Source organism: Actinomadura luteofluorescens (assembly GCF_013409365.1).
In the GTDB taxonomy this organism is placed as follows: domain Bacteria; phylum Actinomycetota; class Actinomycetes; order Streptosporangiales; family Streptosporangiaceae; genus Spirillospora; species Spirillospora luteofluorescens.
In genome coordinates, this window is record NZ_JACCBA010000001.1 from 4,373,640 (window position 1) to 4,399,201 (window position 25,562).

The 25,562-nt window shown below is 72.8% G+C and carries 25 protein-coding genes; 5 read left to right on the top strand and 20 right to left on the bottom strand.

Annotated features, from left to right (window positions below):
- Nucleotides 1-4 precede the first annotated feature (4 nt).
- The 10 genes from BJY14_RS20245 to BJY14_RS20290 form a co-directional block, all read right to left on the bottom strand.
- Nucleotides 5-1,219: an alanine racemase gene (locus BJY14_RS20245; RefSeq protein ID WP_179845059.1), complete on the bottom strand. Its 1,215-nt coding sequence runs from the start codon at nt 1,217-1,219 to the stop codon at nt 5-7.
- The gene (locus BJY14_RS20250) at nt 1,216-2,073 is read right to left on the bottom strand and encodes an IclR family transcriptional regulator (RefSeq protein ID WP_179845060.1); all 858 of its coding nucleotides are present in this window, start codon (nt 2,071-2,073) and stop codon (nt 1,216-1,218) included. Before BJY14_RS20250 ends, BJY14_RS20245 begins: the two co-directional genes overlap by 4 nt.
- Nucleotides 2,070-2,813, bottom strand: coding sequence for an MBL fold metallo-hydrolase (locus tag BJY14_RS20255; protein ID WP_179845061.1), 744 nt, complete (start codon nt 2,811-2,813; stop codon nt 2,070-2,072). Before BJY14_RS20255 ends, BJY14_RS20250 begins: the two co-directional genes overlap by 4 nt.
- Complete coding sequence (locus BJY14_RS20260; protein ID WP_179845062.1) at nt 2,810-3,814, bottom strand: M20/M25/M40 family metallo-hydrolase; 1,005 nt, start codon at nt 3,812-3,814, stop codon at nt 2,810-2,812. The genes BJY14_RS20255 and BJY14_RS20260 overlap by 4 nt, the downstream gene beginning before the upstream one ends.
- Before the next feature lie 132 nt (nt 3,815-3,946).
- Nucleotides 3,947-4,915 carry an ABC transporter permease gene (locus BJY14_RS20265; RefSeq protein ID WP_179845063.1) on the bottom strand — a complete coding sequence of 323 codons (969 nt, stop codon included), beginning with the start codon at nt 4,913-4,915 and terminating at the stop codon, nt 3,947-3,949.
- On the bottom strand, nt 4,912-5,856 hold the full coding sequence (locus tag BJY14_RS20270; protein ID WP_179845064.1) for an ABC transporter permease: 945 nt from the start codon (nt 5,854-5,856) through the stop codon (nt 4,912-4,914). Before BJY14_RS20270 ends, BJY14_RS20265 begins: the two co-directional genes overlap by 4 nt.
- A complete protein-coding gene (locus BJY14_RS20275; protein ID WP_179845065.1) occupies nt 5,849-7,471 on the bottom strand; it encodes a sugar ABC transporter ATP-binding protein in 1,623 nt (540 codons plus the stop codon). The genes BJY14_RS20270 and BJY14_RS20275 overlap by 8 nt, the downstream gene beginning before the upstream one ends.
- A gap of 2 nt (nt 7,472-7,473) precedes the next feature.
- Complete coding sequence (locus tag BJY14_RS20280) at nt 7,474-8,526, bottom strand: ABC transporter substrate-binding protein (RefSeq protein WP_179845066.1); 1,053 nt, start codon at nt 8,524-8,526, stop codon at nt 7,474-7,476.
- A 70-nt stretch (nt 8,527-8,596) separates the two neighbouring features.
- Nucleotides 8,597-10,159: an N-acyl-D-amino-acid deacylase family protein gene (locus tag BJY14_RS20285; protein ID WP_179845067.1), complete on the bottom strand. Its 1,563-nt coding sequence runs from the start codon at nt 10,157-10,159 to the stop codon at nt 8,597-8,599.
- Between the two features lie 177 nt (nt 10,160-10,336).
- Nucleotides 10,337-11,317, bottom strand: a complete 981-nt coding sequence (locus tag BJY14_RS20290; RefSeq protein WP_179845068.1) for an adenylate/guanylate cyclase domain-containing protein — start codon at nt 11,315-11,317, stop codon at nt 10,337-10,339.
- 89 nt (nt 11,318-11,406) lie between these two features.
- Between BJY14_RS20290 and BJY14_RS20295 the strand changes: the two genes are divergently transcribed.
- Nucleotides 11,407-12,186, top strand: a complete 780-nt coding sequence (locus BJY14_RS20295; protein ID WP_179845069.1) for a MerR family transcriptional regulator — start codon at nt 11,407-11,409, stop codon at nt 12,184-12,186.
- 4 nt (nt 12,187-12,190) lie between these two features.
- Here BJY14_RS20295 and BJY14_RS20300 read toward each other — a convergent pair whose 3' ends face one another.
- The 4 genes from BJY14_RS20300 to BJY14_RS20315 form a co-directional block, all read right to left on the bottom strand.
- Nucleotides 12,191-13,795, bottom strand: coding sequence for an RNA polymerase sigma factor (locus BJY14_RS20300; protein WP_179845070.1), 1,605 nt, complete (start codon nt 13,793-13,795; stop codon nt 12,191-12,193).
- A gap of 353 nt (nt 13,796-14,148) precedes the next feature.
- On the bottom strand, nt 14,149-15,090 hold the full coding sequence (locus tag BJY14_RS20305; protein ID WP_179845071.1) for a DUF418 domain-containing protein: 942 nt from the start codon (nt 15,088-15,090) through the stop codon (nt 14,149-14,151).
- Nucleotides 15,091-15,193: 103 nt separating this feature from the next.
- Nucleotides 15,194-16,804 carry a long-chain fatty acid--CoA ligase gene (locus tag BJY14_RS20310; protein ID WP_218906671.1) on the bottom strand — a complete coding sequence of 537 codons (1,611 nt, stop codon included), beginning with the start codon at nt 16,802-16,804 and terminating at the stop codon, nt 15,194-15,196.
- Nucleotides 16,805-17,406: 602 nt separating this feature from the next.
- Nucleotides 17,407-17,895 carry a SigE family RNA polymerase sigma factor gene (locus tag BJY14_RS20315; RefSeq protein ID WP_372505228.1) on the bottom strand — a complete coding sequence of 163 codons (489 nt, stop codon included), beginning with the start codon at nt 17,893-17,895 and terminating at the stop codon, nt 17,407-17,409.
- Nucleotides 17,896-18,146: 251 nt separating this feature from the next.
- Between BJY14_RS20315 and BJY14_RS20320 the strand changes: the two genes are divergently transcribed.
- Together BJY14_RS20320 and BJY14_RS20325 are read left to right on the top strand one after the other, a co-directional pair.
- A complete protein-coding gene (locus BJY14_RS20320; RefSeq protein ID WP_246396002.1) occupies nt 18,147-19,103 on the top strand; it encodes a hypothetical protein in 957 nt (318 codons plus the stop codon).
- Nucleotides 19,097-19,942, top strand: a complete 846-nt coding sequence (locus BJY14_RS20325) for a MauE/DoxX family redox-associated membrane protein (RefSeq protein ID WP_179845074.1) — start codon at nt 19,097-19,099, stop codon at nt 19,940-19,942. Before BJY14_RS20320 ends, BJY14_RS20325 begins: the two co-directional genes overlap by 7 nt.
- Before the next feature lie 9 nt (nt 19,943-19,951).
- On the opposite strand, the gene BJY14_RS20330 is transcribed toward BJY14_RS20325, so the two are convergent.
- From BJY14_RS20330 to BJY14_RS20345, 4 genes are all read right to left on the bottom strand, one after another.
- A complete protein-coding gene (locus tag BJY14_RS20330; RefSeq protein ID WP_179845075.1) occupies nt 19,952-20,191 on the bottom strand; it encodes a hypothetical protein in 240 nt (79 codons plus the stop codon).
- Between the two features lie 111 nt (nt 20,192-20,302).
- Nucleotides 20,303-20,542 (bottom strand): hypothetical protein, encoded by a 240-nt coding sequence (locus tag BJY14_RS20335; RefSeq protein ID WP_179845076.1) that lies wholly within the window; start codon nt 20,540-20,542, stop codon nt 20,303-20,305.
- 277 nt (nt 20,543-20,819) lie between these two features.
- Entirely contained in the window at nt 20,820-22,004 is a 1,185-nt protein-coding gene (locus tag BJY14_RS20340; RefSeq protein ID WP_433314269.1) for an ATP-binding protein, read from the bottom strand.
- Nucleotides 22,005-22,307: 303 nt separating this feature from the next.
- On the bottom strand, nt 22,308-23,318 hold the full coding sequence (locus tag BJY14_RS20345; protein WP_179845078.1) for a pirin family protein: 1,011 nt from the start codon (nt 23,316-23,318) through the stop codon (nt 22,308-22,310).
- 165 nt (nt 23,319-23,483) lie between these two features.
- On the opposite strand from BJY14_RS20345, the gene BJY14_RS20350 reads away from it, so the two are divergent.
- Nucleotides 23,484-23,945 (top strand): MarR family winged helix-turn-helix transcriptional regulator, encoded by a 462-nt coding sequence (locus tag BJY14_RS20350; protein ID WP_179845079.1) that lies wholly within the window; start codon nt 23,484-23,486, stop codon nt 23,943-23,945.
- A gap of 16 nt (nt 23,946-23,961) precedes the next feature.
- Here the strand turns inward: BJY14_RS20350 and BJY14_RS20355 are convergent, their stop codons facing one another.
- On the bottom strand, nt 23,962-24,384 hold the full coding sequence (locus BJY14_RS20355; RefSeq protein ID WP_179845080.1) for a hypothetical protein: 423 nt from the start codon (nt 24,382-24,384) through the stop codon (nt 23,962-23,964).
- A gap of 181 nt (nt 24,385-24,565) precedes the next feature.
- Here BJY14_RS20355 and BJY14_RS20360 point away from each other — a divergent pair, with 181 nt between their 5' ends.
- Nucleotides 24,566-25,288 (top strand): M15 family metallopeptidase, encoded by a 723-nt coding sequence (locus tag BJY14_RS20360; protein ID WP_179845081.1) that lies wholly within the window; start codon nt 24,566-24,568, stop codon nt 25,286-25,288.
- Between the two features lie 3 nt (nt 25,289-25,291).
- Here BJY14_RS20360 and BJY14_RS20365 read toward each other — a convergent pair whose 3' ends face one another.
- Nucleotides 25,292-25,456, bottom strand: a complete 165-nt coding sequence (locus tag BJY14_RS20365; protein ID WP_179845082.1) for a hypothetical protein — start codon at nt 25,454-25,456, stop codon at nt 25,292-25,294.
- Between the last annotated feature and the right edge of the window lie 106 nt (nt 25,457-25,562).

Genomic DNA, 25,562 nt, shown 5'->3' on the forward strand with positions numbered 1-25,562 from the left:
CCGGTCAGAAGTAGGTGCGGATCAGGTCGACCACCGTGTGGTCGTCGTCCACGACGGGGATGACCTGCCACTTGTCGAAGGCCGTGCAGGGGTGGGAGATCCCGAAGCAGATCAGGTCTCCCGGACGCACGGAGGCGTCCCCCGTCGCGACGTAGGCGTGGTGGTCGTTGGTGTCGGTGACGCGCATGCCGTCCGCGGAGGCGGTCGTTCCGTCCGCCCTGCGGATCCGCAGCGGGACGGGCAGGCCGGCGTCGTAGGGGGCCTCCCGCTTGCCCATCCCGGCGATCGCGAGGCCGGGCTCCGGGACGGACGTGACCTGCGCCCAGATCTCCAGCGCGGCGTCCAGCGAGCCGGGGACGCGGTTGAACGGCGTCCGCTCGGTGTAGATGCCGTCGTCGTGGGAGACGTAGGCGCCGCTGCGCAGGACCACGGTGAGGTCGTGGCCGGGCAGCCAGTCGCCCGCGAGCTTCTCGGCGACCTGGTCGAAGTAGGCGCTGCCGCCCGCGGTGACGACGACGTCGCGGGGGAGCAGCGGGGACAGCCGGGCGGTCGCGTCGCGCAGCGCGCCGAGGTAGGCGCGGGCCGCGGCGACGTCCGGCAGCCCGCCCTCGTACCCGGCGACGCCGACGAGTTCCGTGCCGGGCGCGTCGGCGACGGCGCGGGCGACGGCGGCCAGCTCTTCGACGGTGCGGCAGCCGGTGCGGCCGCTCGCGTGCCCGAGTTCGACGAGCACCCGGAACGGGCGCTCACCGGCCGCCGCGGAGATCGCCGCGACGCCCTCGGCGGAGTCGGCGTACAGCAGGAACTCCATGCCGCGGTCGATCTCGCCGCCGAGCCAGCGCAGCGCGGTCGGGTCGAGCAGCTCGTTGGCCAGCAGGACGCGGGGGACGCCGAACGTCCGGTAGGCGAGCACCTGGTTGGCCGTCGCGGCGGTGATGCCCCAGGCGCCCGCGTCCAGCTGGGCCTGGAACAGCGTCGGGGCCATGGACGTCTTGCCGTGCGGCGCGAACGCGAGCCCGTGCTCCCGGCAGAACGCGGCGAGCGCCGCGATGTTGCGGTCCAGCGCCGTCCGCCGCGCCACCATGACCGGCCAGGTGAACGGGCCGCCGAACAGCGGGTGCCGGGCGGCGGCGAACTCCTCCAGGGGGACGGGCGGCCCGGGCAGCCAGAGGCCCTTGGTCCGCCAGTCGACGTGCTCGCCGGGAATGGTGAGGCTCACGGCTGGTTCCCTTCGTGCGGGTCGTGACGCGACGTGTCGTCGCGGGGCCGGTCGGGGCGGCGGCGGGACGGACGGGACGAGCCGAGCACGCGGGAGATCTCCAGGCCCGCCCGCTCGACCATCGGCCCGACCTCCCGGACCCGCGCCGGCGTCATCCGGGACGTCAGCCCGGACACGCTGAGCGCGCCCACCGCCCGGTCGGTGTGGTCGAAGATCGGCGCGGCGACGCAGCGGACCTCGGGCTCGTTCTCCCGGTCGTCCACGGCGTACCCGGACAGGCGCACCCGCTCCAGCTCGGCGGCCAGCCGCGCCGGGTCGGTGATCGTCCGTTCGGTGCGCGCGGGCATGCCGGCCGCGACGACCGTCTGGAAGTCGTCCTCGCCGAGCCAGGCGAGGACGGCCTTGCCGACGGCCGTCCGGTAGGCGGGCATCCGCAGCCCGACGCGGGACGCCATCCGGACGTTGTGCTCGTTCTCCACCTTGTCGATGTAGACGACGTCGGGGGCCTCGTAGACGACGAGGTGGCACGTCTCGCCCACGAGGTGCTGGAGGCGGCGCAGCGGGTCGGCGGCGACCGACCGCATGTCGAGCGTCGACAGGTACGCCTGGCCGAGCCGCAGCGCGCCGTGCCCGAGCCGGAACCAGCCGGTCTCGCGGTCGCGGGTGAGCAGGTCGCCGTCGATGAGCGGCTGCGCGAGCCGCAGCACGGTGCTCTTGCTGATGCCGAGGTCGTCGGCGATGCGGGTCAGCGACACCCCGCGCGCGTCGGCGTGGTCGCGGACGTGGTCGAGGACGGCGAGCGCGCGGCGCAGCGACGACGACTGGTTCCTCGGTTTCGCCTGGTCGGTCGTCATGTGGTGCTCCCCGGAAGGAGCCCGCGGCGCAGGACGTCCCGCGCGGCGCGCAGGTGCCGCCCGGCGCGGGCGAGCGAGATCTCGTGGTGGCCAGGCAGCAGCATGTCGACCTCCAGCCCGGCGAGCCGCTCCAGGCTCGCGGCGTAGTCGGGGACGCGCGAGTCGTGCAGGTTCTGCAGCGAGATCCGCCCGCCGGTGAAGACGCAGTCCCCCGAGAACAGCGCGCGGCCCTCGGGCGCGTCAAGCAGATAGCAGGTGTGGCCGTCGGCGTGCCCGGGGGTGGCGACGGCCTGGAGGGCGACGCCTCCGCCGAGGTCGACGCGCTCCCCGTCCGCGATGGGACGGACCGCCGGGCACGCCGGGAACGTGTAGCCCTCCGGGTAGACCCCGGCGGCCTTGCCGCGGTCGACGCTGAGCTTCTCCTCCTCGCCCGAGGCGATCCAGTCGCTCGCCGGTGCCCCCGCGCGAACGTCGAGCCCCTGGACGCCCCGGGCGAGGCCGGCGGCGCCGCCCGCGTGGTCGGCGTGCCCGTGGGTGAGCAGCAGGTGCCGCTCCCCCGCCGGCCCGGCCGCCGCGAGCATCCGCCGGGCGAGCAGCCCGGCGGACACCCCGGCGCCCGCGTCGACCAGTGCCGAGCCCCGCGACCCCCGCACGAGGTAGACGTGGCAGTCGAGCGGGTCGGTGAGGTCGAACCCGGCGGCCCCGCTGCCGACGAGTTCGACGTGCTGCGTCAGCCTCATGCCCGGCTCCCCAGGGAGCGGACGGTGTCGGCGACGATGCGCGCGGCGAGGTCCACGTCCGCCAGCGCGACGGACTCGTCGGCGGAGTGGGCGTCGGCGATGGAGCCGGGGCCGAAGACGACCGAGGGGATGCCGGCGCGGGCGAGCTTGCTGGCGTCGGTCCCGAACGGCATGCCCTGGACGGTCGCGGGACGTCCCGCCGCTTCCAGGGCGCGGCGGAGAGCGGCGGGGACCGGGCTGCCGGCGGGCGTGTCGAGGGCGTAGTCGACGGTGAACGGCTCGTCCACCTCGATGCGGCCCGGGATGAGCGCGGCCAGCTCGGCGCGGTCGCGGCGCCACACCTCGACGGGGTCCTCGCCGGGGAGGGTGCGGCGGTCGACGTCGATCTCGCAGCGGCCCGGCACCGTGTTCGGGCCCTCGCCGCCCCGGATCCGGGTGACGCAGCGGGTCGCCGTCCCGAGCAGCGGGTGCGGCGGGACGTCCGGCGCCGCCGCGCCGATGTGGTCGATCACGCGCGTCATGAGCGCGACCGCGTTGACGGCCTCGTCCGGCCGGGAGCTGTGCCCGGCCGTCCCGAGCGCGCGGACGGTGTAGCGGACGCAGCCCTTGTGCGCGGTGGCGGGGACGAGCCCGGTCGGCTCCCCGACGACGGCCCCGGCGAGCGGCGCGTCCCCGAGGTCGGAGATCAGGCCGAGGACGCCCTGGTAGGCGTGCTCCTCGTCCACGACCCCGGCGAGGACGACACCGACCGGCGGCGGGTCCCCGGCCGCCAGCTCCTCCGCCGCCAGCATGAACGCCGCGAGCGGCCCCTTGGCGTCGCAGGCGCCGCGCCCGTACAGGCGGCCGTCCCGGATCGTCCCGGCGAACGGGTCGACGGTCATGCCGGTGGTCTCGACCGTGTCGAGGTGCGACTCCAGCAGCACCATGCGGGGATCGCGTCCCGGCACGGTCGCGACGACGTTGGGACGTCCCGGCAGCACCTCCCGCAGCTCCGCCTTCACGCCGCGGGCGGTGAGCCAGGGCCCGCACGTACTCGGCGACCGCGGCCTCCCCGAACCCGGGGCCGGACCCGGCGCGCGGGTTGACGCTGGCGATGCCGACCATCGCCTTGAGCAGTTCCCCCGATCGCGTCATCAGGACCGCCGTTCCCGCGCGTAGGCGAGCAGCAGCGCGATGATGAGCAGGCCGAGGACGATCTGCCGGACGCCCTCCGAGACGTTCCACGCGGCCAGCAGGGCGGTCAGCAGCGTCAGCAGCAGCGCGCCCGCGACGGTGCCGAGCACGTGCCCGCGCCCGCCGAGGATGGACGTCCCGCCGAGCACGACCGACGCGATCGACAGCAGCTGGTACGGGTTGCCCATGGTGAGCGAGCTGGTGGAGGTGAACCCGAGCAGCACCAGCCCCGACACCCCGGCGAGCAGCGCGCACGCCCCGTAGGCGATGAACGCGGTGCGGGCGAGCGGGACGCCGGACGCGCGCGACGCCCGCTCCCCGTTGCCGAGCGCGAACACCCACCGTCCGGCACGGGAGGCGTGCAGCAGCCACGCGGCGACGGCGGTGATGCCGAGCCACAGGACGAACGCGAGCGGGACGCCCGCGACGCGGTCGTTGGCCAGGGACGCCAGCATCGGCACCTTCGCCGACTTCGGCGACCCGTTGGTGTAGACGAGCAGCGCGCCGGCGACGATCGTGCCGGTGGCCAGCGTCATCACCATCGGAGGCACCCGGAGCCACGTCACCCCGGCGGCGTTGGCGAGCCCGACCAGCAGGCTCGCGACGAGCGCGACGGCGACGCCCGCGGGCCCGCCCGAGCCGGCGGCGACCTGCGCGCACACCACCGCCGACAGCGCGACCACCCCGGACACCGACAGGTCGATGCCGCTCATCATGATCACGAGGGTCTGGCCGACGGCGACGATCCCGAGGAACGCGGCGGTCTGCGTCAGGTAGCGGACGCTGGAGACGCTGTCGAACCCCTTGGCGAACGCGATCGCGGCGATCCAGGTCACGATCAGCACGCCGAACGCCCAGGCGGCGCGGTTGTCCCGCAGCGCCGCCACCGGCCCGCGGGCGCCCGCGGTACGCGATAGCGCGGTCATCATTGCGTCCTCTCCCTGGTCGCCAACGTCTTGACGGCGATCGCCACGATCAGCACCGCGCCCTGCATGATCAGTTGGTAGAACGGCGAGAGCCCGGTGAACAGCAGCAGGTTGGTGAGCAGGCCGATGAGCAGCGCGGCCAGCACGGTCGCGCGCATCTGGCCGACGCCGCCGAAGAAGCTGACCCCGGCGAGCACCGACGCGGCGATCGAGTTGAGCGTGTACGGGGTGCCGATCGTGGCGTCCCCGGAGCCGGTCTGGATCGCGAGGCCGATGCCCGCGAGGCCGATGAAGACGCCCGCGAGCGCGTAGGCGGAGATCTTCACCTTGCGGGTGCCGATGCCGCTGGCGTAGGCGCCGTGCTCGTTGCCGCCGACCGCGTACAGCGACAGCCCGAAACGGGTCGTCCGGACGAGCTTCCAGAGCAGCAGCACCAGGGCGATCGCCACGAACGGCAGCGCGAGGCCGTTCCAGCCGTTGTTGTACGCCTTGACCAGGCCGGACGGGACGCTCCCGCCGGGCTGGGGGAGGACCACGAGCGTGACGCCGCCCCACAGGAACGACGCCGCCAGCGTCACGATGATCGGCGGCAGCCCGGCGTAGGCGACGAGCACGCCGTTCGCGGCGCCGGTCGCGGCGGCGGCGGCCAGGGCCAGGCCGGCGGCGACGAGCACGCCGTCCTCGGCGCGCACGGCGAACACCGCCATCGCCAGAGACAGCACCGCGCCGAGCGAAAGGTCGATGCCGCCGGCCAGCATGACGGTGCTCTGCCCCATCGCCGCCAGGATCAGCGGCAGGAACTGCGCCGACAGGATCGTGATCGACGCGGGGGTGAACACCTGCGAGTCGTAGTGGCTGTAGACGGCCAGCAGGACGACCAGCAGCGCGCCGAGGCCCGCCATGTCGAGGTTGCCGCGCAGCGCGGCGGTGAGGCGGTCAGGCATGCGCCACCGCCCCGGTGACGGAGGCGCGGACGAGCCGCTCCTCGGTGAGGTCGCCGCCGGAGAGCCGGTCCACGACCGCGCCCTCGTACATGACGGCGACCTCGTCGCACAGGCCGACGAGTTCCATGGTGTCTCCCGAGGTGACGAGGACCGCCACGCCGCTGTCGGCCAGCCGGCGGAGCAGGTGGTAGATCTCGCGCTTGGTGCCGACGTCGATGCCGCGGGTCGGCTCGGCGAGCAGCAGGACCCGCGGCTCCGAGGGCAGCCAGCGGGCCAGCGCGACCTTCTGCTGGTTGCCGCCCGACAGCCGGCGCGCCTCCTGCTCCGGGCCGGTCACCTTGATCCGCATGCGTTCGACGAGGTCGGCGACGAGCCGGGCCTCGGCGCCGCGGTCGACGGTGCCGAGCCGGCGGCCGGGCGTCACGACGCCGAGGTTGGTGAGCGACAGATTGGCCCGGACGGTCTGCGCCACGTGCAGGCCCTCGACCTTGCGGTCCTCCGGGACGTAGGCCACGCGGCGGCGGATCGCCTCGCGCGGGGACGCCAGGCGCGCGGGACGTCCGTCCACCTCGACCCGGCCGGTGTGCCGGACGAGCCCGAACAGGGCGCGCAGCACCGCCCGCTGCCCCTGCCCCTGGAGGCCGCCGAGGCCGATGATCCGGCCGGGTTCGAGGTCGAGGTCGACGCCGGCGCAGGCGCCGGGGACGGTCAGCCCCCGCGCGCGAAGCACCGGCGCGCCCGCGGGGACCGGGGTGGCGCCCCCCGCGGAGTCCTCGGCCGCCTCCTTCTCGGCGGCGATCTCCCGCTCGGAGGGGATGGCCGCGGCGTCGCCGCCCGCCGGGGCGGCGCCCGCCGGTGTGCCCGCCTCCCCGGCCTTCGGCGGGAACAGGTCGGACAGCTCCCGGCCGATCATCAGGTGCACGATGTCGTCGTGGCCCGTCTCCGCGCGCTCGCGGGTGGCCATGACCTCGCCGTCCTTGAGCACGGTCAGCCGGTCGGCGACGGCGAACAGCTCGCCCATCCGGTGGCTGACCATGATCACCGACGAGCCGGCCGCGCGCAGCTCGTCGACGACCTTGAACACGCAGGCCACCTGGTCGTCGTCCAGGGCGGACGTCGCCTCGTCCAGGATCAGCAGGCGCGGGGACGAGGCGAGCGCCTTGGCCAGCTCGACGAGCTGCTGCTGGCCGAGGGGGAGGCGTCCCGCCCGGGCCAGCGGGTCGGCGTCCAGGCCGACCCGCGCCAGCAGCGGCCGGGCGCGCCGGACCAGGTCGCGGCGCAGGACGAGCCCGCGCCGCGCCGGCCACTGGCCGAGGAACACGTTCTCCGCGACGGTCTGGTGCGGGTTGAGGCTGAGCTCCTGGTGCACCGAGCCGATCCCGAGGGCCCGAGCACGGTGCGGGGACCAGGCGCTGACCGGCGCGCCGTCGTAGACCACGCGTCCGGAGTCGGGCGGCAGGAGCCCCGTGATGAGCGAGAGGACGGTGCTCTTGCCCGCGCCGTTCTCCCCCACCAGGGCGAGGACCTCACCGGCGCGGACGTCGAAGCTCACCTCGTTCAGCACGCGGTTGCCCGCGAAGGACTTGGAGACCCGCTCGACGGCCAGGAGTGTCATCGCTACTTGCCGATCAGCTTGTCGATCTCGGACTGCGGCAGCGCCTGGATCGGGTAGGAGTCGTCCGGCTGGTCGGCCTGGACGTACTGGTCCAGGTTCTCGTTCGTGATCTTGGGCAGCGGCACCATGATCTGGTTCGGCACCGTCGCGCCGCCGGCCTTGGCGACCGCCGCGCGCAGCGCGATCACGCCGAGGTAGTTCGGCTGGGCGGTGGACAGCGAGGAGAACCCCGCGGCCTGGTTGTCCTTCCAGAGCTTGAGGAACCCGTTGTAGTTCTCGCCGGTGATCGGGACGAGCTTCTTCTTCTGCTTGACAAGGGTCTGGAGCGCGGCGGCCGAGAGCGCGCCGCCCTGCGAGAACACGCCGTCGATGTCGGGGTTGGCGGAGTAGGCGGAGGCGAACGCCTGCGCGGCGGGGGCGAGGTTGTACTCGCTGTGCACGTTGGAGACGACCTTGACGCCCGGGTACTGCTTGAGGCCCTCCTGGGCGCCCTGCCAGCGCTCCTCGCTGACCGCGACCCCGGCCGGGCCGTTGAACGCGATGATCTTGCCCTTGCCGCCCAGCTTCTCGCCGAGCCACCGGCCCATCATCCGGCCCCACTCCTTCTGGTCCGTGCCGACGCGCACGACCTTGTCGGAGGTGACCAGGCTGTCGAAGTTGGCGACCGTGATGCCGGCGTTGGCCGCCTGCTCCAGCGCCGGGTTCAGCGCGGTGGACGACCCGGCGTCCACGAGGATCACGTCGTACTTCTGCTGGATCATCGCCCGGATCTGGGCGATCTGCTGGGAGGTGTCGCCGTTGGCGTTGAACACCTGGTAGTCGGCGACCTTGCCGTCCTTCTTCAGCTGGGCGACGTCGTCCTTCAGCATCTTGTCGGTCTGCTGCATCCACGACGGGGTCAGGTAGATCGTGGACCAGCCCACCTTGAGGGCCTTGGACTTTCCGGCGGAGGCGGACGAACCGCCGTCGCCGGAATCGACGCCGCACGCGGCGGTGGCGGCCAGCGTGCCCAGCGCCGTGACGGCCACGGCGGCGCGCGTGAACCTACCGATCATGAGGGACTCCTTGTGCTGGTCCGGGCCCGGACGGGCCTCGGCGAACTGGGCGGGGGGTGGCTTGGGGGGGTCAGGCGGGCGTGAGGGCCCGTCCCGGCGGTGTCGCGTTCTCGGCGAGAACTCCGCCGGACAGGACGGGGACGCCGTTGACCACGACGTGCTCCACGCCGTCGGCGGGCACCCTGGGTCTTTCGTAGGTGGCGCGGTCGGTGACGGCGGCCGGATCGACGACGGCGAGGTCGGCGGCGCGGCCGGTCTCGACGCGGCCCCGGTCGGCGAGCCGGAACCGGTCGGCGGCGCGCCCGGCCAGGTGCACGGCGGCCTGCTCCCACGTCCAGTCGCCGAGTTCCCGGACGTGCCGCCCGAGCAGCCGGGCGAACGCCCCCCACCCGCGCGGATGCGGATGCCCGCCCTGGTAGATGGCGTCCGATCCGGTCGTCTGGGCGGGGTGCCGCAGCAGCGCCCGCACCGACTCCTCGCTGTTGGTCGGGGGCTGCCCGAACACGCACCCGGCCTCCAGCCGGGTCGCGACGAGCAGATCGCAGCAGAACGCGCCGGGGCCCGAACCGGCCCGCTCGGCCGCGTCCGGCAGGCTCATGCCCTCGGCCCACCGGAACTCGTCGGCGGGGACGTGCGAGAGCGTGATCCGGGGCCACACCTCGGGGCGGTGCGCGAACCAGTCGCGCTCCAGCCTCTCCCGGACGGACGGTTCGGCGAGCGCGTCCAGCGTGGCGTCCAGGTCGGCGATGGGAAGCCAGTCCGGCAGCGTGACGAGCGTCAGCGTGCTGGACCCCCGCAGGTAGGGGTAGTTGTCGAAGGTCAGGTCGATGCCCTCGGCGCGCGCTCCGTCCACGAGCGCGACCAGCTCGTCGCCGGGGCCGTGGTAGTGCGAGACGTGCGGGGCGACCCGTCCGGCCCGCGCGATCTCCAGCACCTCCGCCATCGCCGCGCCGGCGGCGGACTCGTATCCGCGCATGTGCGTGACGTAGGGCAGCCCGGCCGCGCCGACCGGCGCGCACAGCGCCGCGATCTCGGCGGCGCCGGCGTAGGCGCCGGGCACGTACTCCAGCCCGGTGGACAGCCCGGCCGCCCCTTCGGACAGGCCGCGCTCGACGTGCGCCCGCATGGCCGCCAGCTCGCCGGGCTCCGGGGCGCGCCGCGCGGTCCCCATGACGCCGTGCCGGATCGTCCCGTGCGGCAGGAGGTAGACGGTGTTGAGCGGGGTGCGCCGGTCGTACCCGGCGAGCAGTTCCGCGACGGTCACCGGCCCGCCGTCCAGCCCGGGGTGCGGACCGTTGACCGGCGCGAAGTACCGGCTCACGTAGCGGAGCGTCTCGGCGCCGGCGGGGGCGTAGGAGACCCCGTCCTGGCCGAGGACGAACGTGGTGACGCCCTGCCGCAGCGCGGCGAGCTGCACGTCGGGGTCGAACACGGCCGCGTCGCCGTGGACGTGGGTGTCGATGAAGCCCGGCATGACGTACCGGCCGGTCGCGTCGATCACGGAGGACGCCCGCGCGCCGTCCAGGGCGCCGACCGCGGCGATCCGTCCGGCGGTGACGGCCACGTCCGCGCGGCGCCCGGGAGCCCCGGTGCCGTCCAGCACCGTCCCCCCGCGAACCAGCAGATCGTACATTGGACCTCATTCACCCCAACGAGCACGTAACCGGACTTCAGTGCCGGTAGTCGTGGAGGTTATGGGGCGCGCCAAGCGCGGCACCAGATTTGCAACACATGATTTTGCACTGCACAACCACCACTTGACCTGCGACGTTACCCGAAGCCAGCGGTGAGGAGCGCAGACGCGCGACGCCTACGCCTTGGGACGGCGCAGCAGGAAGGGCCGCACGCGCCCCAGCCCCTGCAGCGGGCGGGGACGCAGACCGGAGGCGTCGTAGGGCCCGGACGGCAGCGCCGAGACCAGGCCGGCGTCGGCCAGAACCGTCCCCGGATAGGCGGTGGACGTCAGGCGCGCGGCCATGTTGACGGGCGTACCGAACACGTCGCCCAGCCGCTGGATGACCTCGCCGTAGGCGAGGCCGACGCGGACCTTGGGGAAGTCGGGGTCCTCGTTGAACCGCTCCGCGACGCGCAGCCCGATCTCCGCGGCGGCGCCGGCGGCGGGCGCGACGAACAGGACCTCGTCGCCGAGCGTCTTGACGACGCGGCCCCCGCACTCGGCGACGATGTGCGTGACGGCCCACTCGAAGCGCTCGACGAAACCGGCGAGGGCGTCGCCGTCGAGGCTGCGGCTCAGCCGGGTGAACGACACGACGTCGGCGAACCCGACCGCGAGGAGCGCGACGCCCGCCGCGGGGTCGGCCCGCGCGGTGGCGGTGGACGCGGCGGCGCGCATCCCGGCGGCGGTGAGCTGGCGGCGCCAGCCGTGCAGCAGCAGCCGTTCGAACGAGGGCCGCAGCTCCTCGGTGGCGACCAGAGCCGCGGTGACCAGGTCGGACGTCACCGGCTCCTCGGACGGCAGGGCGCCCAGCCGCTGGAGCCACACGTCGCCGAGCCAGCTGGCGAGCCGCCCCATGGTCTGGCCGACGGCGCGGACCAGCTGGAGCACCGTCTCCTCGTCCACCAGGTCGTGGGACAGCACCCCGCGGATCTCGACGAGCGCGGCCACGTCGCCGTCGGTGAAGGCGACCTCGTCGTCCGGCGGGACGGGGAAGCCGAGCGCCTGCCAGATGCGCCGCGCGAAGTCGTCCGAGACCCCCGCCCGGGCCTCGACCTCCCGGCGCGTGTAGCGCAGGGGGCCGCCGAGGAGGGTCTCCTCGATGTCGTCCGCCATGCGGGCAACCCTATGTGCCATCGATCGATGTAACAATGAGGTGGGGGTAAGATCACGGCGGTCACGACGACACGAGCCGGCGGACGGGGATGGCCGAGTACCGAATCGACGAGCTGGCGCGGCTGGCGGGCAGCACGGTGCGCAACATCCGCGCCTACCAGGACCGCGGCCTGCTGCCGCCGCCCCGCCTCGAAGGCCGGGTCGGCATGTACGACGACACGCACCTGGCGCGGCTCCGGCTGATCGGCAAGCTGCTCGCCCGCGGCTACACCTTCGCGATCATCAAGGACCTGCTGGGCGCCTGGGAGACCGGCAAGGACGTCGCCGAGGTGCTCGGCCTGGAGAAGGTCCTCACCGACCCGTGGTCGGACGAGATCCCCGGCACCGTCGCCTACGAGGACCTGGTCGCGAAGTTCGGCTCCGGCCTGGACGAGGACCAGGTCGCCCGCACCCTGGAGCGGACGGTCGAGCTCGGCCTGATCGAGCCGGACGGGGACAAGTACCGCGTCCCGAGCCCGCGGCTGCTGCACGTCGGCGCCGAACTCGTCGCCGCCGGAATCCCGCTGGACTCCGTCCTCGACATCGCCGGGCAGATCCGCGCCGACTGCGACGTGATCGCCGGGCGGTTCGTGAGCCTCGTCCAGGAGCACGTGTTCACGCGGCTTGAGGGGCCCGTCCCGGACGGCGAGGAAGTGGGCGAGGAGGTGGGCGAGGTCGCGGAGGTGGTCCGCCGGATGCGTCCGCTGGTGAAGATGGTCGTCGACCCGTTCATCGCGCGGGCCATGGAGGCCCGCGTCCAGGCGGCCCTCGGCGACCACCTCGAAATGATCAGGGACGCCCTCGGGCGGCGGCCCGCCGGCGACGACTGAGCCGCTACAGCAGCGTCGCGCCCCAGACCACCTTCACCTCGTGCGGCGAGCCCTCGGAGTCGGTGAAGGTCAGCGTGCCCTGCCCCGGCAGGCCGATGAGCGCCGTGCGCAGCGTCAGCGTCAGGCTCGTCGTGCCGTCCTCGGGCATGCCGCCCTGCATCTGCGACAGGATCAGCTGGTTCGACGACGTCATCGCCGTCCACGACACCGGGCCGCTCTTCGCCTCGAGGTCGACCCGGGCGGTCTTCGTCCCGTACATCTCGACCTTCGCGGGATTGACGACCAGGACGCCGGGCGGCTTGGGCGAACTGGACGGCGGCACCGGTTGCTGCGGCGTCGGCGACGGGCCCTCCGGGCTCTCCTGGTTCTTCTCGTGGGTCTGCGGGTCGGGCGGCGGCTGGCCGGGACGGGCCTGCGCGCCCCCGCCGGGCCCCTGCGGCGCCTGCCTGCCGTGCCCCTGGCCCTCCGGCCTCTCCTGCGTGATCGAGGGCGCCGGATGCGTGCGGAACGGCGGCCACGACAGCGTCCCCCCGCCGATCCCGGGCCCCATCACGACCGCGATGGCGAGGGCCGCGGCCAGCGCGCCCACCATGCCGCCGCCGGTGAACAGCCACCGGCGCGTGAACGGCGACGGCACGTCCGGCTGGCTCGGCAGGCCGGACGGGGTCAGCGTCCCGCCGCGCGCCGCGATGTCGGCGCGGTAGCCCGCCAGCTCGGGATCCGTCGCGGTGTGCATGACGCGGTGCCGCAGCGCCGCGGGCAGCACCGGCGCGGGCGCCCGGCGCAGCAGCGCGGCCGCGGTCACCCCCGCCCGCGCACGGCAGTCGTCGCAGCCGGCGGCGTGCAGCTCGGTTTCGGGATCGACCGGGGAGACCTCGCCGCGGCGGCGCGCACGCCACCACGGACCCTTGACCGGCTCCGCCGGAGGGGGCTCCTCCGGGCGGTCCGGAGCCCGTGCCGCCAGGACGGGGATCGCCGCGGACCGGGACTCCCCGGCCGTCCGCGCGGCGGCGGCGCACTCGCGTCGCGCGCGGCCGATCTCCCGCTGCAGGGCGGCGTCGAGCTGGGCCCGCGCCCTGCGCACCCGCGCGGCGGCCCGCCGCGCGGACAGGCCGAGCGTCGCCCCGAGGCGTGCCGGACGCAGGCCGTGCCGGTGCGTCAGGAGCATCACCTCCTGGTCGACGGGCTCCAGCCGGGACAGGCTCGCGCGCAGAAGGTCGTGGAGTTCGTCCGACCGCGGCCGGTCCGGCGCCGGGTCGCCGTCCTCGGCACGGTCCAGGAACGGCGTGTCGGAGAACTCGCCGTCCCGGTCCCAGAACAGCACCTTCGGGCGGCCGCGGCGGATGCAGCGGCGCCGCGCCGCGCCGTACAACCAGGAACTCAGATACAGGTGGTCGCGCATTCGGGGAGCGCGGCGGCAGGCGTCGATGAACGCGTCATGAACGATGTCGGCGGATGCTTTCCCGTCTCCCGACATCGACAGCGCGTAATCGTAAAGGCGCTCGCCGTATTCGTCGTAGAGCGCGGCCAGTGCCGCCTCGTCACCCTCGTTCAAACCCTTGACGAGCTTGCGGTCGGCTGTGGGGGCGGAGGTGGACAACCTGGGCATTCACGCTCCCGGCAGCGGAGTGTGGAAGTTGCCCCCATAGGGGCCATCCGGACAATCGGCCCACCTTGCATACACCCCCGAACCCCGCCCGCACCACTTGATCGACTGAAATCGCCACGAAAGTAACAGGCAGTGAGTTATCACGCCTCTGCGTGACCACCCGATCAATGACTCGGCGTCAGAATCCCCTAACCGAAGCGGTGTCAATCGGCACCCCGCACCTCCAGATCACCACCTGCGCACGGCCACCGAAGCACCTTTTTGTCGAATCCGGCTCCCGCAGCTCGAACCGCCCACTCTGGACGGCGGCGCCGAGTCCCGGGCCGTTCCCGGACGCACGCGGTGCGGGCGCGCTAGCCCCGGCCGTTCGGGACGATCCGCCACCACGTCAGGCAACGCCATGCCCATTCGAAGGGGCCGTAGCGGGCACGGCGCAGCCATAGCCAGCTGAAAGCCAGCTCGACCAGGAACACTCCCGCGCCGGTGGAGAACGCCATTCCGTAATCGGGCTCGTCGCCGATCCGAAGCAGGCGATCGGCTGCCAGGATCAGCAGCGTGGCGGCGAGGTAACCCGTCAGGGCGGTTCTGCCGAGGGGCGCCAGCGCGCCCAGTGCCCGCCGGATCCGTGTTCGCATCAGCAGCACGACCGCCGCGACGTAGGCGGCGGCCGTGGCCAGCCCCGCCACCGTCGCCGGTACGGAGCCGGAATCGACTCCCTTGCCGATCTGCAGGGAATTCAGCGCGACGGCGAGCACGCCGGTCACACCCAGGACGTTGCGGATCCGGCCCGTCGACAACCCGAGCAGCTTTTCCACGCCATATCTCGCCGCTCCGAAGCCGACCAGAAAGAGCCCCGGAATGAGGGTGATACCGCCGACAGCGGCGGCGGCCGCGGTGGCGACACCACCCAAGGTCAGGATGAGGCGCCAGCCGGGGATCAGCGACGCGGGCAGCAGGACGACGAGGCCGACGACGGCGTACGTCAGCAGCACCTCGCGAGGCTGGAACAGCCGGTGCAACGCACCGAGGGGAATCAGGAACCCCAGCCTGGCCAGCATGACCAGCCTCGGGCTGTGCGTCTGGCTCTGAACCCCGTCCAGGAACAGGCCGAAACTCAGCCCGAACAGGAACGAGAAGATCGGGAAGAACCTCTGGTGCAGCAGAGTCTCGTACGCCCAGTGCCCGAGACCATCGTCCGGGCCCGAAGTCGGCATCCCCGTGATGCCCACAGTGTTCACCAAGGTGATGCCGAAGAGCGCGAATCCGCGCAGCACGTCGACCTCGGTGAGGCGCACGGGCTTTCCCGATCGGTCCGCGAGTTCCGCCGTGACCGCCGTCGACGAAGTCGGCACCGCCCAACCACATCACATCCGGCCGCGCTCCGGCGTCGCCGCCGGATCAGGTGATCGTGTGCACCGTGAGGTCGCCGTCCCGGTACATCTGCCGGAGGGTCTTCTTGGAGAACTTGCCGACGCTGGTCTTCGGGACCTCGGCGACGAAGGCCCAGCGCTCCGGAAGCTGCCACCTGGCGACCCGGCCGGCGAGGAACTCCCGCAGTTCCGCCGCCGTGACCTCCGCCCCGTCCCGCACGACGACGGACGCGAGCGGGCGCTCCTGCCAGCGGTCGTCGGGCACGCCCACCACCGCCGCCTCCACGACGTCCGGATGGGCCATCAGCTGGTTCTCCAGCTCCACCGACGAGATCCACTCCCCGCCCGACTTGATGACGTCCTTCGCCCGGTCGGTGAGGACGAGGTACCCGTCCGGGGACAGCGTCCCGACGTCCCCGGTGCGCAGCCAGCCGTCGTGGAACCTTTCGGGGTCCTCGTCCAGGTGGTAGGCGCCGGTGATCCACGGCCCGCGGATCTCGACCTCCCCGACGGCCTCCCCGTCGCTCGGCAGCACCACGTCGCCGTCCCCCACGATCCGCATCTCCAGCCCGGAGAGGACGCGGCCCTGGCTCACCCGCGCCCGCCACGCGTCCACGCCCTCCGCCCCGGGCGGCGGGTGCGCGACCGACGCGACCGGCGAGGTCTCCGTCATCCCCCACGCCTGCACGATCCGGACGCCGATCTCCTCGAACCCGCGCATCAGCGACTCCGGCACCGCCGACCCGCCGCACGGGACGAGCCGCAGCGAGGTCAGGTCCGACCCGTGCTCCTTCGCGTACCGCAGGACGTCCGACCAGATCGTCGGCACCGCTCCCGCGACCGTCGGACGCTCGGCCTCGATGAGCCGGACGAGCGGCTCGGCCTGAAGGAACCGGTCCGGCATCACCAGCGACGCGCCCGCCATCACCGCCGCGTAGGGCAGCCCCCAGGCGTTCGCGTGGAACATCGGCACCACCGGCAGGACCACGTCGGACGCGCTCAGCCCCATCGCGTTCCCCGTGCACGTCGACATCGAGTGCAGGTACGCCGACCGGTGCGAGTAGACGACGCCCTTCGGGTTGCCCGTCGTCCCGCTCGTGTAGCACATCGCCGCGGCCGACCGCTCGTCGATCTCCGGCCACGCGAACGTCGCCGGCGCCGCCGCGAGCAGCTCCTCGTAGCCGTGCACCTCCTTGCCGGCGCCCTCCAGCGGCGCGGTGTCGCCCTCCCCGACGACCACCACGTGCCGGACGGTCTCGAACCGCGCCAGCACCGGCGCCAGCAGCGGGATCAGCGACGCGTCCGCGATGACGACCCGGTCCTCGGCGTGGTTCGCGATGTAGACGAGCTGGTCGGGGAACAGCCGCAGGTTCAGCGTGTGCAGCACGGCCCCCATCGACGGGACCGCCAGGTAGGCCTCCAGGTGCTCGGTGTTGTTCCACATGAACGTGGCGACCCGCTGGTCCCCGTCCACCCCGAGCCCCCGCAGCGCTCCCGCCAGCCGCGCGGCGCGCTCGCCCACCTCCGCGTTCGTGCGGCGCCGCGTCCCCTCCCCCGTCCACGTGGAGACCGCGGCCTCCCCGAAGACCCCGGCCCCGCAGCGCATGATCGTCGTAATGGTCAACGGAAAGTCCTGCATCGTGCTCAACACGGGGCGCTCTCTTTCTCCCAGGGGGCGACCCCCTGGAACCCCGTCACGAGCCGGGCGATCCTCACGCCACGGTGCCGGTTTCCGTGCCCGTGCGGGTTCTCGTCGTGTCGCTGCGGTCGCCCGGCTCGACGGGCCGCGCGACCTCCAGGCGCCCAGAGCGCCTTCCGGCCACCCGACCCGCACCGGGTGCTGGGCCCCCCTCCACGAGTGGATTCAGGTGTCCTCATCCAAGAGCGCCGGATAGGACAAATCAACCCTCCCAACCCCAAAACCAGGCGAGAACCCGCAGGCGATGTGCGCGAAGAGCACGCACGCGCGTGGCCTCTGAACGGGCGACGGCGCCCTCCGCGCAGGGCGCAGAATGCGTGACCCGCGCTTTTGGACGTGCCACGCCCGGACGCTCTTGGAGTCGACCTGTACCGGGGCCGCGGGCAGGCGCGTGGAGCGAGTGCAGCGAGCGCAACGCGCATGCCCGCCGAGCCGGGCGACCGCAGCGACACGACCTCAACCCGCACGGGCACAACACACCCGCACCGTGGCGTGAGGATCGCCCGGCTCGTGACGGGGGTTCCAGGGGGTCGCCCCCTGGGCTAGTACAGCTCTCGGAGGCGGGTCATGGCTCTTGAGACGGTGGATTTGACCGTGCCCACGCTGACGCCGAGGACTTCGGCGATCTCGCGTTCGGACATGTCCTCGTAGTAGCGGAGCATGACGGCCAGGCGCTGGCGTTCGGGGAGGCGCCTGAGGGCGCGGCCCAGGGCGTCGCGCATCTCGCTGCGGTCGGTGTGGTCCTCGACGGGGCGGTCGGGGAGCTGGTCGGTGGGGTAGATCTCCAGCTTGCGGCGGCGCCACCAGGAGATCTGGGTGTTGACCATGGCGCGGCGCACGTAGCCGTCCAGGGCGGAGCGGTCCTCGATGCGGTCCCAGGCGAGGTAGGTCTTGGCCAGGGCGGCCTGGAGGAGGTCCTCGGCCTCGGCGCGGTCGCTGGTGAGCTGGGTGGCGGCCCTGAGCAGGACGGGGCCGCGTTCCACCACGTATGCGCGGAACTCGTCGTGCCGCGTCGCGTTCACACCCACCACCGGACCAGGGGTTGGGGAGCCGAGCCGACTCCCGGTATGACGACGATCGCATGCCCGGCGTAATTACGGGCCTACTAGAACAACATATCCGGGTCAACCAGTTTATATTCTTCTACCGAGGTAGATCAAACTTCCTCCACCCATTGACTTATCGCGACAAATCCGTCGACAGCCGGGTCACGGCGCGTGACTCTTGACTCACTGTCCTAACAGCAGTTGCCGAACGTCACGATCAATGCCGGAGTGCCGCGATGCCGACGACCCACCTCCGCCGGGCGGCGCACCGCCGGGCACTGTTCGCGGCCCCCGAAGGCCGGGAGGCCGCTCGCTCCGCGCCCGGGGTGAGCGGCATGGTGCTGGACGCGAGCCCGCATCTGCTGGTGGTGGCCGAAGCGGGGGCCCGGGGGGCCGAGACCCGCATCGCGATGAGCGAGGACACGGCGATCTGGCACGGCGGGCGCGGGGGCCCCGCCGCGCTGCGGCCGGGCCGGTCCGTGGTGGTCCGGCGGACCGGCGGCGGCCGCGCCGACCGGATCTGGGTGGGCATCGGCCGGGTCAGCGGGACGATCCTCGCGTGCGGGCGCGGCACCGTGGAGGTGGACATGGGGCCGCACCGCGGGCGCGCCCACGTGGTGATCCCGCCGTCCGTCCTCGGTCCGGTGCTGGTCCGGCATCCGCGCCTGGAGCCCGGCTACCTGATCGACGTGATCTGTGTGGGGACCCCAGGGGGGCCGCAGGCGGTGCGGCCGGGCACGTCGCAGCCCGGTTACCGGGCGGCCGACCTCGCCGCGCCGGAGGCGGCCGCGCCGGTGCCGCGGGAACTGCGCGGGACGGCGACCTGGTTCGGCGGCGTGGAGGGGGAGTGGCGGGACGGGGCGTCCTACCCGGCGGTCGACCCCGAGGGGGACGCCGGGGGCTGCGCGGACGCCCCGACCGGATGCGCGCCGATGCCGTACCTGTCGATCGGCAGCCAGATCACCGTCCGCAACGACTGCGCGGGGCTGTCGGCGCCGGTGCCGGTGATCGAGTGCGGCTGCACGGCGGCGCGGTTCTGCGACCGGTGCGTGGAGTGCGACGCGTCGCCGCGGGGGCGGATCGTCGAACTGACCCCGGCCGCCTTCGCCGGGCTCGGCGGCGACCTGGCGGCCGGCTGCTTCAACGCGACCGTGCGGCCGGGCGGGCCGCGGGGGATGGAGGGGCCATGGTGACGGCGATCCAGAACACGCAGGTCCTCCTGCTGGCGGCGGTGCTGCTGGTGGCGTGCCTGGCGAAGCTGACGGTGCGGGAGCGGGCGGCGGACGCGCCGGACCACGTGCACGGCGTCCCGGTGCCGGCCAGGCTCGCGCGGCTGTCGGCGCTGCGCCGCAACCGGGGCATGACGGTCGGGCTCGGCATCGGCGAGGGCATGCTCGGCCTCGCGCTGCTGGTGACCTCGCACCTGTCGGTGCGGCTGGCGACGACGGTGGCGTTCGCCGCCGCGACCTGGGTCGTCGGCGAGCTCCGGGTGCACAGGCCGGACGCGGGCTGCGGCTGTTTCGGCGCGCTGAGCGCCAAGAAGGTGGACCGGCGCAGCGTGCTGCGGGCGATGCTGTTCACCTGCGCGGCGATCGTCTCTCTCGGCGCGCCGCACGCGGGCGTGGACGTGCTGCGCGACGTCCCCGCGCAGGTGGGGCTGATGTTCGCGGTCGAGGTCGCGCTGTTCGTGGCGCTGTCCCCCGAGCTGGCGGAGCTGGCCGGCCGGCACCGGCGCCCGCGCGCCGCCGTCCCGTGCGAGCGGCGGCAGAGCCCGATGCCGGAGACCTACGCGAGGCTGTACGACAGCTCGGCGTGGGCCGAGCACGAGAACACGATCAAGACCGCGGTGCCGCTGGACGTGTGGCGGGAGGGCTGCTGGCGGTTCGTGGCCTTCCCCGGACGGGTGAGCGAGCGGGACGTGGAGATCGTGTTCGCGGTGCCGACCTCCGAGCGGGACGGGAACGTCCGGTCGGCGGTGGTGGCGTCCGAGACCTCCGCGCCCGTCCGGCCGAGTCTTGGACGCGTCCAGTAACCGGTCGCGTCAGAACTGCCTGGTGGCGCCCCCGCGCGAGTGGCGGAACAGGAGGCGCCGGGTGCGGGCGTGCAGCACGTCGCGCAGCCGCGTCATGTACTGGTTCTCCGACCCGGTCTCGGTTGGGCGGCCGCCCTGGTCCTGCCGCATCGCGGACTCGTCGTAGCCGAGGATCGAGGCGGATATCTCCTCCTCGCCCGCGAACTCGTCGTCGGTCTCCCGGCCGCCGGGCCGGCGTCGCACCATCATGTCTTCCCCTGGCATCGCCCAGATGCCCGCCGCGGGTCGCCACCGGTCTCCTACCCCACTGACCTGGGAAGACAACACGCGCGACGCCGCCGGTAGATCGGCTGCGCCGGTTCACCAACTGCCCTCCGGCTCCTCCTCGTCCGTGTCGAAGGAGGAGACGTCGACCGTGGCCTGGTCGTCCGCACGCGGGGGCAGGCCGCCCTGCTCCTGCTGCATCGCCTCCTCGTCGTGCAGGGAGATCTCGTCCTGGTCGCCGTACTCCTCCTCGGCTGCGAACTCGTCATCGACGGCGAACTCGTCCAGGCCGCCGTGCTGGTGGTCCGGGTCCTGTCCTCGGAATCGGTCTGCCATGTCTCCCCCGCCGTCGGCGTCCGCGCCCGTCCATGGGCGCGCGACGGGGCTCCTACCCACCTCGCCCGGACGACACCTGATCGCCTCTCTGCAACTCTCTAGCGCTCTCTAAGAAAAGATTTAGAGAGGCCTAGAGAAAGGCAGAGGAGGGACGAGCGAAATCTACGGCTCTCTATCCCTGTCGCTAGAGAGTCGGATATTCGCCCGACGAGGCGTCTCGATGCGGCCTTCTACCGCTCTCTAGCTTTGCCGCTAGAGAGCCCGATGGACGGATAGGTCAGGCGGGCTGGGAGCGGAGGAACTTGCCGAAGTGCGGGACGGTGAACGCGACCATGCCGCGTTCGGCGCTGTAGATGAGGCCCTTCTTGATGAGCCCGTCGCGGGCGGGCGACAGGCTGGACGGCTTGCGGCCCAGCTCGTCGGCGACGGACGCGGTGGGCACCGGGTCGTCGCCGAGCATGGCCATGGCGCGCATGTAGTCGCGCTCGGCCGGGGTGGCGCGCTCGTAGCGGCTGCCGAAGAAGCCGACGGCGAGCTCGCTCTCCGCCTCCGGCGCGGCGACCTTGATGTCGTCGACGGTGATGGGGCTGTCGGGCGCGACGTCCCAGACGACCTTGGCGTACGCCTGGACGAAGTAGGGGTAGCCGTCGGCCGCGCCGTACAGCGCGTCGAGGGCGTCCTGGGTGAAGGTGACGTCCTCGCGCTCGGCGGGGGCCAGCAGCGCGACGTCGGCCGACTCGCGGTCGAGCCGGTCGATGCGGGCGTACCGGAAGAGCCGCTCGGAGTAGGACTTGCTCGCCGACAGGACGGCCGGCAGGTGCGGCAGGCCCGCGCCCACCACGATCAGCGGGCCGCCGACCTGCGACAGCTCGTGGCACGCGGCGCACAGCGCGGACACGTCGTCGGCGGGGATGTCCTGCATCTCGTCGACGAACAGGGCGATGCCGACGCCGACGTCGGTCGCGACGGAGGCGGCGTCCACGAACAGCTCGGTGAGGTCGATCTCCAGGTCGCCGGAGTCGGCGCGGCCGCGCGCGGCGGGCACGTCGATGCCGGGCTGCCAGCGGTGCGCCCGCGCGCTGGCCTTGCCGGACGGCTCGGGGCCGGCCTGGGCGAACGCCTTGAGCACGCCGAGGAACTCCTCGATGCGGTCGGGCGCGCGGTGCCGGGGCGCCAGCTCCCGGACCGCCCGGTGCAGCGCGGACGCCACCGGGCGGCGGATCGACTGGTCGGGACGGGCCTCGATCTTCCCCGTCCCCCACAGCCGCTGGATCGCCTGCGACCGGAAGGCGTTGAGCAGCACGGTCTTGCCCACCCCGCGCAGCCCGGTGACGATCATGCTGCGCTCGGGGCGGCCCCGGGCCACGCGTTCGAGCACCACCTCGAACTGCCGCAGCTCGCGGTCGCGGCCGGCCAGCTCGGGCGGGCGCTGCCCGGCGCCCGGGGCATAGGGGTTGCGCACGGGGTCCACGCTCTCGGACTCTATGAGGCGATATAGCTGCGGACGTAGATTTGCGTAGAGAACGCCGCGGCGTGTCGCGTGGTCACGCCGTCGCCCGCGGTGCGCGGAGCCTTCGGGCCCCCGTGTGGCCATGGTCGCCACCATGTCGCCTCCCGGGCGAGCGCGTTCGAACAAGGTGGTCGAACTTCTGTTCGACTATTCGAACACAGTAGCGCATGGCCTCTCCCCCGTCACGCGAACGCGGAAGACGACCCCGGCCGCGGGCACCACCCCCGCGACCGGGGAGTTCGACGTCCGGACGGGTCAGGCCAGGGGCTCGTCCGCCGCGGACCGGTGGGGGACCTTCTCGGCGGGGACGGTGCCCATGCGCCCGGCCTGGAAGTCCTCGAACGCCTGGATGATCTCGTCACGGGTGTTCATCACGAAGGGCCCGTACCGGGCGATCGGCTCCCGGATCGGCAGGCCGCCGAGGATCAGGATCTCCCAGCCCGCGGCGCTCGCGGCCGGCTGGCCGTCGGCGGCGCGGACGACGAGGCCGTCCGTCTCGCCCTTGTGGTGCGAGCCGGCGAACACCGCGAGCTGCCCCTCGTCCAGCGCGACCTCCTCGACGCCGGCCGTCCCGCGGCCCGACAGGACGTACACCATCGCGTTGAAGTCGCGGGGCCAGGGCAGCGCCAGGCGCGCCCCGGGCGCGACGGTCGCGTGCAGGTAGTTGATCGGCGTGTAGGTGACGCCCGGACCGTCGTGTCCGGCGAGCGACCCCGCGATGACGCGCACGAGGGACGAGCCGTCGTCGGCGGCGAGCAGCCTGACGTCGCGGGCCTCGATGTCCTGGTAGCGCGGCGGGACCCACTTCTGGGCGCGCGGCAGGTTGACCCAGAGCTGGACGCCGTGGAACAGGCCGCCCTTGGCGACCAGCTCGGGCGGCGGCTGCTCGATGTGCTGGATGCCGGACGCGGCCGTCATCCACTGCGTGCCGCCGTCGGCGATGAGGCCGCCGCCACCGGTGGTGTCCTGGTGCTGGAACGCTCCGTCGATGATGTAGGTGACGGTCTCGAACCCCCGGTGCGGATGCCAGGGCGTGCCCTTGGCCTCGCCGGGCGCGTACTCGACGGCGCCCATGTGGTCCAGGAGCAGGAACGGGTCGGCCAGGGACAGGTCGATGCCCGGGAACGGGCGCCTGACCTGGAATCCCTCGCCTTCGAGGTGGCGCTGGGCGGTCACGACCTTGGCGACGCGGCGCCAGTCGGTGCCCTCCTGCGGCAGCAGCGGCAGGCGGGGCAGGGTCAGCGGGTCGGCCATCACGGCAGGCATCGGGTTCTCCCTCGTCCGGGGTGCCCCGTCCGCGATCGGGCGGTGCATGGTCCCTGCAACTTAGTTGATGATTCAACTATTCCCTCGGACGGAGACATCCGTCCTGCTAGGCTGAAGATAGCGAAAGTTAGTTGAATCTTCAATATATGGTCTATACTCGGTCCCATGACCGAACCTCGCTGGCTCGATGCCGCCCAGCAGCGCGATTGGCGGGCATACGTGGACGGCAGCGTCCGGCTCACCGAGGTCATGGACCGCGATCTCAAGACCAAGCACGGGCTGTCGAACTCCGAGTACGAGATCCTCGTCCGGCTGTCGGAGGCGCCCGACCGGCGGCTGCGGATGGCGGAGCTGGCCGACAACGCCAGCCAGTCGCGCAGCCGGCTCTCCCACACCTGCTCCCGCCTGGAGTCCAAGGGCCTGGTCAAGCGGGACAGCTGCCCGAACGACAAGCGCGGCGTCTACGCGCACCTGACCGACGAGGGCTTCGCCGCGCTCGACCGCGCCGCCCGCGACCACGTCGAGGTCGTCCGGACGTTCTTCATCGACGTGGTCGAACCCCAGGACCTGGAGGCCATCGGGCGCGCGTTCGGCCTCGTCCTCAAGCGCCTCGGCGGCCCGTCCTAGAGCCCGGCGGCCCGTCCTAGAGCGGGGCGGTCACGCCGGTCAGGAACCCGACCGACAGCAGGGTCAGCAAGCCCCAGGCGAGCATCATCCCGATGCCGAACGTCCGCCACCGCCCGCCGACCTTCCAGGCGAGCAGGCCCCCGAGCCCGAACGCCAGCACGAGCAGCGTCACGAACTGCGGCAGCAGGCTGGGCCGGCGGCTCATCATCAGCGGCGGGTACATCATCACGGCGTCGACGAAGACGAACGCCGCCATGCCGGCCGCCAGCGCCTTGATGTCCCGGCCGAGGAACGCACGCGCGCGCTCCGCGGCGACCTGCGCCCTCTCCGTCTGCAGCAGGGGCTGCGCATGCGCCCCCTGCTCGACCTCCACGCTGTGCGCGACCGCGAAGATCTCGTCTTCGAGGCTTGGAAGGTCCCTCTCCTGAGGTTCCGCCATCCCGGCTCCCTGGGGCCGGACGCCCGCCGGGCGGCATGCCCGGCGGATGGTTGAGGATCACGGCCCGTCCGTTCCGGCCCTATCCGTCGGGCGCGCCTTCAAACGCACCGTAGCGAATACCCGGCCCGGCGCGCTCACCCCCTGACCTGCGTATGCTGCAAAGATGCCAGGTAGAGGGGCCATGGGAACCGCGACTTTCCTCGCCACGCTGCTGGCCGTGCCGCTCGCCGCGGCCGGATGTGGCCGCGGCGGCGACGACACGGGCGAGTCGGCGCCTCCGGCGACCCCGCCGGCCGCGTCCGCTCCGAGCAGCCCGTCGCCGTCCCCGAGCAGGCAGGGCTTCCAGTCCACGATCAAGAAGGTGACGGCCGGGGACCTCGAGCACTCGTGGCGCCGCGGCTGCCCCGTGTCGCCGTCCGGGCTCCGGATGATCGAGATGACCTACTGGGGGATGGACGACAAGCCGCACACCGGCGGGCGGCTCGTCGTCAACGCCAAGGCGGCCGGCGACCTGGTCAAGGTGTTCCGGAAGCTGTACGCCATGCGCTACCCCATCGAGCGCATGGAGCCGGTCGACAAGTACAAGGGCAGCGACTTCGACTCGATCGAGGCGAACAACACCTCGGCGTTCAACTGCCGCCAGGCGACCGGGTCGAGCTCGTTCTCCAACCACGCCTACGGCCTCGCGGTCGACATCAACCCGTGCCAGAACCCGTACGTCTACGCGGACGGGCGCGTCGCGCACAAGGACTGCGTCAAGTACAAGAACCGCAAGAACGACGACCCGGGCGTCATCCACGCCGGCGACAAGGTCGTCAAGGCGTTCGCCTCGATCGGCTGGAGCTGGGGCGGCACCTGGAGCGGCGCCCGCGACTACCAGCACTTCTCCAGTTCGGGCCGCTGAGCGTCACATCATCATCAGCGCGATCACGAGGATCGCGACGACGGCCACCACGGCGACGATGCCGACGATCAGGCCGATGTTCGGGCCGGTCTTCTCCGGCTGCGACTGGCTGGCGAAGTTCTGGAACTGGTGCGTCGTGCCTGCAGGATCCTGCGGTGTCTGCGACATGCCGAAGAGGGTAACGAACCCATCCGCCCGAGTCGGGCGATTTCACCACGAGAGCAACCCGAGCCGGCCGCGACGACCATCAGGTGGTGGGGGGCCGAGGAGCCCG